9 protein-coding genes are annotated in these 10,222 nt (G+C 49.2%); 7 read left to right on the forward strand and 2 right to left on the reverse strand.

Annotated features, from left to right (window positions below):
* Window positions 1-44: 44 nt before the first annotated feature.
* Complete coding sequence (locus BS639_RS20430; RefSeq protein WP_055772008.1) at window positions 45-1,817, forward strand: GMC family oxidoreductase; 1,773 nt, start codon at window positions 45-47, stop codon at window positions 1,815-1,817.
* A gap of 1 nt (window position 1,818) precedes the next feature.
* Complete coding sequence (locus BS639_RS20435; protein ID WP_055772012.1) at window positions 1,819-3,129, forward strand: c-type cytochrome; 1,311 nt, start codon at window positions 1,819-1,821, stop codon at window positions 3,127-3,129.
* A 356-nt stretch (window positions 3,130-3,485) separates the two neighbouring features.
* Here BS639_RS20435 and thyX read toward each other — a convergent pair whose 3' ends face one another.
* A complete protein-coding gene (gene thyX, locus BS639_RS20440; RefSeq protein ID WP_055772014.1) occupies window positions 3,486-4,247 on the reverse strand; it encodes an FAD-dependent thymidylate synthase in 762 nt (253 codons plus the stop codon).
* 406 nt (window positions 4,248-4,653) lie between these two features.
* Here thyX and BS639_RS20445 point away from each other — a divergent pair, with 406 nt between their 5' ends.
* Window positions 4,654-4,992: a GlpM family protein gene (locus BS639_RS20445; protein WP_084984178.1), complete on the forward strand. Its 339-nt coding sequence runs from the start codon at window positions 4,654-4,656 to the stop codon at window positions 4,990-4,992.
* A gap of 233 nt (window positions 4,993-5,225) precedes the next feature.
* Here BS639_RS20445 and BS639_RS20450 read toward each other — a convergent pair whose 3' ends face one another.
* On the reverse strand, window positions 5,226-6,434 hold the full coding sequence (locus BS639_RS20450) for an MFS transporter (RefSeq protein ID WP_084984173.1): 1,209 nt from the start codon (window positions 6,432-6,434) through the stop codon (window positions 5,226-5,228).
* A gap of 183 nt (window positions 6,435-6,617) precedes the next feature.
* Here BS639_RS20450 and BS639_RS20455 point away from each other — a divergent pair, with 183 nt between their 5' ends.
* The 4 genes from BS639_RS20455 (at window position 6,618) to BS639_RS20470 (ending at window position 9,957) form a co-directional block, all read left to right on the forward strand.
* Complete coding sequence (locus BS639_RS20455) at window positions 6,618-7,511, forward strand: LysR family transcriptional regulator (RefSeq protein ID WP_084984174.1); 894 nt, start codon at window positions 6,618-6,620, stop codon at window positions 7,509-7,511.
* A gap of 206 nt (window positions 7,512-7,717) precedes the next feature.
* Window positions 7,718-9,259, forward strand: coding sequence for a DUF2235 domain-containing protein (locus BS639_RS20460; RefSeq protein ID WP_084984175.1), 1,542 nt, complete (start codon window positions 7,718-7,720; stop codon window positions 9,257-9,259).
* Between the two features lie 147 nt (window positions 9,260-9,406).
* Window positions 9,407-9,646: a type II toxin-antitoxin system CcdA family antitoxin gene (locus BS639_RS20465; RefSeq protein ID WP_055772034.1), complete on the forward strand. Its 240-nt coding sequence runs from the start codon at window positions 9,407-9,409 to the stop codon at window positions 9,644-9,646.
* A gap of 2 nt (window positions 9,647-9,648) precedes the next feature.
* On the forward strand, window positions 9,649-9,957 hold the full coding sequence (locus BS639_RS20470) for a CcdB family protein (RefSeq protein ID WP_055772037.1): 309 nt from the start codon (window positions 9,649-9,651) through the stop codon (window positions 9,955-9,957).
* Window positions 9,958-10,222: the final 265 nt, after the last annotated feature.

Consider the following 10,222-nt stretch of genomic DNA (forward strand, 5'->3'; position numbering starts at 1 on the left):
TTATTTGAACTTTAAGCAATTGTGGACACAGTAGGGACAATTTTATGAAAAATATACGCCCAAAGGTTGATGCCGTAATTATCGGTCTTGGTTGGTGCGGATCGTTAATGGCCGAAGAACTGACGCGCGCAGGGTTAAACGTGGTGGCAATTGAACGCGGTCCGTGGGTTGAAACGGCCACTGATTTTCCTCCTTCGGTTGATACCGACGAGCTGCGCTGGGACACCCGCCGCAGCATGTTATTGCCCCAGGCTGTCGAAACCTCTACTTTTCGTAATAACTCCACCCAGCAGGCGTTACCGACTCGCGATTGGAACCTGAATGAGATGGGAAACAACGTCGGCGGCGCGGGGACACACTGGGCCGGAATGGCCTGGCGCTTTACGCCTTATGATCTGCAGCCCTACACCATGACGGTGGCACGCTATGGCAAAGAAAAAATCATGCCTGGACTCATTCTTCAGGATTGGGGCGTGACCTATGATGAACTAGAACCCTTTTATGATCGGTTTGAGAAAATAGCCGGTGTTTCGGGAAAGGCTGGAAAGCTTAATGGAAAAATAATCCCCGGCGGCAATCCCTTTGAAGGCAATCGCAGCAGCGAATATCCACTGCCTCCGCTCGCCACCATGCGCCTGACCGATATTTTCACCGAAGCGAGCTATAAACTGGGCTATCACCCGTTTATGGTGCCAGCCGGGCAGGCTTCGCAGGCCTACGTTAATCCGTTGGGCGTGCGCATGGGGCCTTGCACCTACTGCGGCTACTGCCTGTATTACGGCTGCGGTAACTTTTCCAAATCTAGTCCAAATGCCTGCGTTATTCCTGCATTAATGCAGCGAGGCAATTTTACCGTGCTCACCGAATCGGCGGTAGTGCGTATTAACAAGGCCGAAGACGGTAAAACCGCTACCGGCGTCACCTATATTGACCGCAACAACCAAGAGTGGGAGCAGCCGGCCGGTATCGTCGTGCTCTCCGCCTTCCAAATGCAGAATGTGCGCATGCTGCTGCTGTCGAAAATTGGCAAACCTTATAATCCACAGACTAAAAAAGGCGTCGTTGGCCGTGCCTACAATTTCCAGACTGTAGCGGGCGCTAGCTTGTTCTTTAAAGATGAGAATCTTAACCAATTCATTGGCGCAGGCGCACTGTCAGCGCAGATCGACGATTTTAACGGCGATAACTTTGATCACAGCGATCTGGATTTCATCGGCGGTGCAGGCCTGCTGGTGGTCGCTCGCGGTTCAAGACCGATAGGTAACGCGGACTTCCTGCCTCCCGAAACACCGCGCTGGGGCAGCGAGTGGAAAAAGGCCTACACCCACGCTTTTCAAAACGCCACCGGAATTTTTGGTCAAGGCACCAGTTATGCCGATGAAGAGAGCTATCTTGACCTTGATCCGGAATACAAAGATAACTACGGCCTGCCGTTGCTGCGCCTAACCTACGACTACAACCAGAATGACCGCAACATGGCCAAGTATCTGGAAGAGAAAAGTGTCGGCATTGGCAAGGCGATGGGCGCTGAAATCGTGATTGGCACTAACTCGGCATCCGGCAGCTACTCGCCCTACAACCTGGCCAGCGACCACACTATAGGCGGCGCTGTTATGGGATTAGACCCTGAAACCAGCGTCCTTAACCGTTATCAGCAGAGCTGGGATTTACACAATTTATTCGTGCTTGGCGCTTCGTCGTTTCCCAACAACGCGGGCTATAACCCAACGGGGACTATTGGCGCACTCAGCCTGTGGACTGCGAAAGCCATCATTGATCAATATATTAAAAATCCAGGGCCGCTGGTAAAGGACTGATATGAAAAAGTTGAAAATTGTCGGCGGTGTGGTGGTGGTGGCGGTGGTAGTCGCCGGGGTGATGCTTTATCAAAATGGCAACACCCAAACGGACAACGTGGCCGATAACGTGACGCTGGCGAAAACCCCGTTGCAAAACGTAGATGCTCAAGCTCTGGCGCGCGGAAAATATATTGCTATCGCAGGTGACTGCGTGGCTTGCCATACTCTGCCAGGTGGCAAGGGGGCATTTTCCGGCGGCTATAAAATTGACACGCCGTTTGGCGGAATTTACGCCAGCAATATTACGCCAGACGAGCAAGACGGGATCGGCAACTGGACCGAGCGCGAGTTTTTCAATGCTGTGCGCCACGGTAAGGGCAAAAGCGGAGAAAATCTCTATCCAGCGATGCCTTATAACGCCTATGTGAAAGTTAGCGATCGTGACATGCACGATCTGTGGCTCTATATGCGCTCGGTCGAACCGGTGGCGAACAAGGTCACCGCAACAGATTTGCCATTCCCCTATAATATTCGGATGGCGATGATGGGATGGAATCTTTTGTTCTTTAAAAACGATGCTTTCACCGCCGATAGCACACAGACGGCGCAGTACAATCGCGGCGCTTATCTGGTTGAGGGACTTGAGCACTGCGCCGCGTGCCATACGCCTAAGAATATTATTGGCGGCGACACGTCGGCCTATTTACAAGGCAGTAATCTAGGCGTTTGGCATGCTCCAGAAATAACCAGTAATAGCTACACTGGCATTGGCAGTTGGAGCAATGAGCAAATTGTTCAGTACCTTAAGACCGGCAGTAATCACGTAGCCGTTGCTTCAGGTCCGATGGCCGAGGCAGTAACCAACTCGACACAGCATCTCACTGATGACGATTTGCAGGCAATTGCGACCTACCTCAAAGCGCAAAAAGGCTCGAATAACAAGGCTCCGGCGGCGTTAACTGCTGACAGCAGCCTGATGAAGCAGGGAGCTAATGTCTATGCGGCCAACTGTTCCGCTTGCCACAACAGTAACGGCAAAGGCATTCCTGGTTTGGCGGCAAGTCTGGCAAATAATCCCGGCATTGTTGCGCCTGATGCGACATCGCTGTTCACCACGGTGCTCGAAGGTGGACGCGGCGCCGTAACCGTCAGTAACCCAACCAGTGGTGCCATGCCGAGCTTTGCCTGGAAACTTTCTGACCAGCAGGTAGCGGCGGCTGTGACCTATATTCGAAACTCATGGGGAAATTCCGCCCCGGCGGTAAGCGAACAGCAGGCTGCCAAGATGCGTGAAAAACTGCATTTGCCAGCCCAAATGGCGAGCCAGTAATTTTCCACCAGCCCATACCCCTAACGCCCGCATTTTTCGCGGGCGTTAGGGAAGGACAAATAGGGGGAAACCAAGATTGGTTGAAAAATTATTACTAAAATCACGACCCCTGTTGCTAACCGGCCCAATTCTGCAGCCAAAATGCGTAAGAAACAGGTAATACCGATTCAGGTGATTACCGCTTAGTTCCCGTGCTGCCAGGAATGGCCAAGGAGGATTGTTCAGCAGGGTGCGAGCAAGGAAAACCGACGCTCCCCAGGGCACACTCTCATCTGGCGTGGAGCGCGCGAGCCCAACAATTACCCTTAAAATTTACCCCCCACCGTGGGTTTGATCCCAATCGAAACCGGCCTGTTTTACTCGCGAGTTAATGCATTCCAGCTCACAGGGAATAAAGGTTCTACCACCTTTCTTACTAACTCAGCCAATTCTTGAATTTCAGTCTGAGCATGTGAATCAGAACGCTTATTGTAAAAATTAGCGAATGCTAGAAGGTTTCCAGTCCAAAGCCAGTTAACCATCGTACCTTGAGGTAAAACTAAACGAGCCTGCTCAGGAGCAACACCTCTTTTGATATAATTCTCGTATTTATTAATCCCCTCTTCACAATGGCGTCGATAGTCATCCTGAATCGATTTATGATCAGGGTGTAAACCTCCACTCCCTTGTTTTATAGAGCCTTCAGGTTTAGCGCGAAACTCAGGAATAAATATCTCAGGAGTTGTACTGATGTAACGTCGCGACTCTTCATTCTCAACCAGGCCTGTTTTATGCTTGAAACATTGGGTCCGAATTGGAATCGGTGCCTTCATTTTGATGCTGATTGCAGTATGAGCAAATGGAGTCCAATGACGATCCTGCTGACGCAAATCATCATAAAATTTACGAGCGAGGATCTCTGAGTCGATATTTTGCGTGGAATCAAAACCAATTATTAATTGTTTAATAATTAAGGCAATTTCCTTGCTGCTAACGCCGTAAGCTAAGAAGTTTATTAGGCTCTTATTTTGCTCATCGGTGTAGGCTTTAGATTTTACGCCAAATGACAAGCGGGCTGCATTAACCACACTGGTATCATTACCCATATGGTCTACGTATTCAGCTATCTGTTGAGTCATCAAAATTTCCTCTCTCAGTTAAAACACAACCTATATCCTGTAACTCTTCATTCTTAATATTATCAATCAAGAACATTAACCTTCCATCTTGTTGATATTAATATTTAATTATTAGCAGTGTTAATATTTAATTGGCATTTGATATTCCCTGTTTAACTTGAGTTTTTTCACCTGTACTCCATTGATTAGTTCATCCCGAGGTTTATAAAATTCGCTTAAGGCACTTGCCAGCCAATAGGAGTAGGGCAGGCAGCCATGAGAGAAAAGCCAACTGATGGCAGGCCAGGTGGAGTGCCCTCGATGCCGTTGAATTCCTACTGATGAGAACAACAAATCTGACCTAATCATTGACACCATGATGTGTCTTCGGCAAGGTCAGGTCTTTAATGTCAACAGTGTAAATATCATGGGAATTTTATTTAAGGCATTAATCGGCGCGTTGGTGGTGATACTAATAGGCATCTTATCGAAGTCACGAAATTATTATATTGCGGGTCTAGTCCCTCTTTTCCCAACATTTGCGCTTATTGCTCATTATATCGTTGGCAGTGAACGCTCCATTGAAGCGTTACGCACGACAATTCTTTTCGGGATGTGGGCTGTAATCCCCTACCTGGCTTATCTTATCTCTCTGTATCTGCTGTTAAATTTTCTCAGATTGCCGCTCGCTCTCACTGCTGCTGTAGGGTGCTGGATAGTCGTTGCTTGGCTGTTGATTCAGGTTTGGAATCGTTGGCATAGTTAGGAAAGATCCAAACCTCGAACGTGATCCATGACAACTAAGTAGGGCAGCTTTAAGCTTAAGGTGAGTCGCGGATATTGGCGATTCGATGAGTTTTCAGGAGGTCTCGTCCTCAGAACAATACTGTTTAACAGACTGGGCGCATTCCAGTGCTAATAAAATATAACTTTGTGAAATAAGGGGGCGTTTTCTGCCCCCTTATTTCATGACTGCGGGTTAAAGCAGTTTTTAGAATTTTATCCCAACCCTTCAGCGCCGCTTATCCCCGGGGCTTTTAGCATTAAGACAAGTGTCATGCTGCAAATAATGACGCCCGCAGCCAGTAGGACCGTGCCTTGAAGACCTATGATGGCTAACATCTGGCCTCCGGCAAGCGCACCAGTACCAATCGCTGCATTGAAAATTGCAACGTAAATTGCTGACGCCGGTTGTACAGCGTCTCCAGCGCTACGAAGCAGCCAGGTCTGTAATCCAACGAATACAATTGACATACCCGCCCCCCATATGGCGAGCAACATGCCAATAAACCAGAAAGGAAACGCTACAGCGTTCCCTTTGCCAAGCATGCCTAACGCACCCGCACTCAGGAGCAGTGAAATGGAAATGAGTCCTTTGATATGACGGTCAATTAGCTTTCCGGCAATGATATTTCCCACCAGACCGGAGAGTCCTGACATCAGCAGCAGACATGAAATTGAAGCCGACGGTACGCCCAGAGTCTTCGTCAATAGGGGTTCCAAGTAAGTAAATGCCGCAAAATGAGCCGAAATAATGCAGGCAGTTGCACCATAGAGGGAAAGGATCAACGGGTTTTTGAATATCCCACAGTAAACACGCAGTCTCAGTGGTTGTGGCGCCGCGAGTGTGGGGAGCGTCCAGAATAAAGTACAGGCTGTGGCAAACGCCAGCAGGGAAATCGCTGTAAACGCACTGCGCCATCCGGCTATGCCTGTGATTAAACTGGACAACGGTACACCCAGAACGCTGGCGGCCGAAACGCCACCAAAAATGACTGACGTGGCCAGCCCAAGCTTTTCAGCTGGCACAAGCTGTGCGGCAACGGTGCCAATTAATGCCCAGAAAGCACCGTGTGCCAGTGCACCAGCCATGCGCGCACTCATAAATCCGCTCATTGAATGCGACCAGGTTGCCACTATGCAGGAAAGGGCAAGTATCAGCATCAGGCCAATGAGCAGAGCCTTTCTGGAAATTCGTGCAGGCATCGCCCCGGAAAGAAGCGCTGCAAGAGCGGCAACCCAGCCGTATGCGGTCACGACAAGACCCGCACCAGATTCAGTTTGATTTAGATCCTTCGCTAACGTGCTGAGCATGCCAACCGGCGCAAGCTCGCTGGTCACAATTGAAAATGCACTGATGCCAAGTGCCGTTATGGCTATCCAAGTGCGTGCAGGCACCGGGTTTGCGTGTAAAACGGTTTCATTCATGTAATAAGTACTCTTAAAAGATATTGAGAGAAGTTTGCTGGGGAGGTTTTGGGCTGGCCGGTTTCAAACACCTACACCTTTCATTCCTTCAGACATATAACTCGGGGATTGCAGTATCATCTTGCTAAAATTGATAAAATAGACATGAAAACGGATAGCCGTTTTTCATAATTGGAAAAAGATATGAAAGCAGATTTCAACTGGGACGATACTCGGATTTTTCTCGCAATCGCTCGTGCAGGTACGTTAAGTGGCGCAGCAGAAGTGATGGAGATGGGCATAGCAACGATTTCCAGGAGGCTGGACCGGCTTGAACAGTCGCTGGCAGTCCCGCTTTTCAGCAGACATCAGAGCGGATACAGGCTGACGGACGATGGCGAAGCCATGCTGGAGCGGGCTGAGGCTCTCGAATACGCGGGTCTGGCTTTCGGTGAAACAGCGAAACTTCAGGGTAATGTTGCCGGGCTTGTCCGGCTGGCAACATCAGACAATCTGGCCACGCATTTCATCCTGCCTTCGCTGAAAGGGCTTCTGGAAAAGCATCCCGACCTGCGGGTGGAAGTGCTCAGTGGTGTTCAGTCAGTCAATCTTCATCGCAGAGACGCCGATATAGCAATCCGAATGATCAAGCCTGACAGCGGAAATCTGACGTTAAAGCGTCTAGGAACCCTAGGGTTTGGATTATACGGTGATGAGACATATCTAAAAATACTGGCTGATGAACCCGCTGGCTTATCTTTGAATAACGCTCATTATGTGGGCTGGTCGGCGTCACACCAACATCTGCCTGCTGCTCGATGGATAACGCGGATGCTTCGCGGCAGGTTATGCAGAGTAGAAGCAAACACACTTGTGGCACAGGTATCCGCAGTTTCATCTGGCTTGGGTTTAGGGGTTTTGCCACATTTTATGGCCAGGAAAAACGGTCTGCATTGTGTTAATCCTGATATCGGTGTGGATCAGGCATTATGGCTAGTGATGCATTCAGATTTAGCGAGTTCACGGCGAGTCAGAGCAATCGCAGACCATTTGATTGCAGTGTTTGATGGATATAAAGATCAACTGACGATGCCATAAACATTTTATTCTTACTTCCAAATATTTATCTGAATGTCGAACAAGGTTAGGCGGCATTAGTCATGTCCGCTTCCGGCACAAGGCCGACGATAACTGAGGACATAAGCCACTTTCACTCTGAGATAAGTTTGCATATTTTATTGCATCCTGGCCTTAAAAGGCTAAATTTAAAGAGCTTTCTTGCCTTTTAAAATAGGAACACCCGTATGCATTTACTCATTTTTTGCGATGGAACATGGAATACCCCCGACCAAATGGACATGGGTGTATCGGTGCCAACAAATGTGATTAAACTGCGTAACGCGCTGGAAAAGAGTGATTCTCACGGTCTTGAACAGCGCACTTATTATCACCCTGGGGTGGGTACCAAAGGCGGTTGGCTTAACCGAATGATAGAGGGCATTGTCGGCGACGGACTCGATAAGAACATCATGAGTGCCTACTGCTGGTTGGCAAAAAATTATGAAATCGGCGCCAGCATTTGGCTCTTTGGTTTTAGCCGTGGCGCTTTTACCGTACGCAGTCTGGGAGGAATGATTGCCCATTGTGGTCTGCTGGATGCGCGGCAGGGCGCCATGACCGAGAAAGAGACGTGGTCGGCAGTGCAGGAATTATTCAATCAGTATCGCCAGCAAGAACAGGTCGTTGCCAGCGATGAGCGGATATTTCACTGTGTAAGGAGTGGGCAGGCTTGCAGCCACACTGTACCTATTCATTTTATCGGGGTTTGGGATACCGTGGGGGCATTAGGCATACCTGACGACGTCGCCTTTCTTAGTCTGTTGAATAATCCCCGTAAATACTGCTTTCACGACACGAGTCTTAGCCCAATAGTAAAAACGGCGCGTCACGCACTGTCTATTGATGAGCGGCGGCAAAGCTTTATGCCCACACTGTGGACCCACATTAAAAAGGGGCAGGACGTGCGCCAAATCTGGTTTCCCGGCGTGCATGCCGACGTGGGAGGCGGTTACGCACAAGTCGGGCTCTCCGACGGCGCGTTAGACTGGATGATGACGCAGGCCGAAGAGTATGGACTGCGCTTTCGTGAAGATATTCGCCAGCAGCTGAAGGCTGATCCACTGGGACAACTTCATGACTCTGCCATCGGTGTATTTAAAAATTTGCGCACCCGCCCACGTAATATCCCTTTCTTCTCCCATGAAAGCAGCGAGTTGCATGCCTCGGCCATGACGCGCCACAGCAATCCGCCGTTGACACAGGGTGACTATTGGCTGAGTCGCAAAATTGAGAAAGAAAAATCCATCAGTGTGGCGATTTATGCGCGCGAGTACTGGAACGCAACGGGTATTTATCTTGAAGCCGGGGTTAATTATGAGTTCCACGCCAGTGGAGAGTGGATGGATGGACATATAGCCTGCGGCCCTAAAGGCGACAGTGATGGCAGGTTCCATTTTGGCAAAATTGCCCAGGCTTTCTCCTCACTGATTGGGATCGGCGAAATGCTCTACCGTAAGGTGACTGGAAATTATCAGGCCGATTTCTGGTTCACCAAACGCCAGGAAAAGGCGGCCTGGCTGGCGCTCACCGGGGCGGTGGCGAATGACGCAATCCCCATCGGTGCTAAATCTGAAAACAACCCTCTGCCGCATGAAATATTTACCATCGGCGAGCGATGCGTCTTTACGCCGCAGGCCAGTGGTTACCTTTATGCCTTTGCCAACGATGCATGGCAGGCCTATGGCAATAACCGTGGAAGCGTGAGGCTGACAGTGTCAAAGCGTTAACACTGCGTAACTCTGTCACTGTTTTGCTCAAAAATAAAGCTGTCTGCCGCGGGGAGAAGCGGGCATACTGGCGACATATGTTTTTACACGCGTGTAGAGCACGTGTGAAATACACGTGTAAATCGCTCACTGCTCCCGGAGGGAATTGTGCCAACCTTAACTTTACGTCATAAAAAAACCGTTAGCGTAACGCTGGAACCCGTTCTTTTGGAGCAGGCTCGCAGGGCCGGTATAAATTTGTCGGCTATTCTGGCAGAAGCGTTAAAGTCTAAGCTTCAGCAGTTGGAGGCTGAGGATTGGAAGAGCGAGAATCGTGAAGCCGTGCTGGAGCTTAACCGCATCAGTGACGATCACGGTTTGCTATCGGACGACTACAGGACGTTCTAACTATGCAGTTTATGGTCTATCGTAACACCGGCAATGCCCGCGCATACCCTTATTTACTTGACGTGCAGAGTGATATCATTGGCGAAATGAACACGCGACTGGTTATTCCTCTTTTTCCGTTAAGTAAATTTCATGCGCGGCCTGCCCAACGGCTTAACCCAGTCGTGAAGGTCGAAGGCGTCGATTATCTGCTCATGACCCATGAAATGGCGAGCATCAGACTCCAACAGCTCGGCGCAAAAGTGGTGAGTTTGCGCGACTATCGTCATGCCATAAAAAATGCACTGGATTTTCTCCTCGACGGTTTCTAACTCGATTAAATTCCTTCCCCCACATTCTGTGAGTGTTTTCTTTCGCCTTGCTCCCACGCACCAATTTTGTGCGCTACCTCGCAAAATATAAATCTTATAAACTCTGCTATTAGATGTCATTATTTTTCAGCTGGAAATAAATGCACTCACACAGTGCGATATCAGGTTTTTACGGGTTATTTTGCACCAAATTAACCCGTACTCATTTGATTATTTCATTCTTATCATAAGAAAATTGAATGCTTCGAAAAATCCTCATTAATAT

The sequence above is a fragment of the Rouxiella silvae genome, from assembly GCF_002093625.1.
Taxonomy (GTDB): Bacteria; Pseudomonadota; Gammaproteobacteria; order Enterobacterales; family Enterobacteriaceae; genus Rouxiella; species Rouxiella silvae.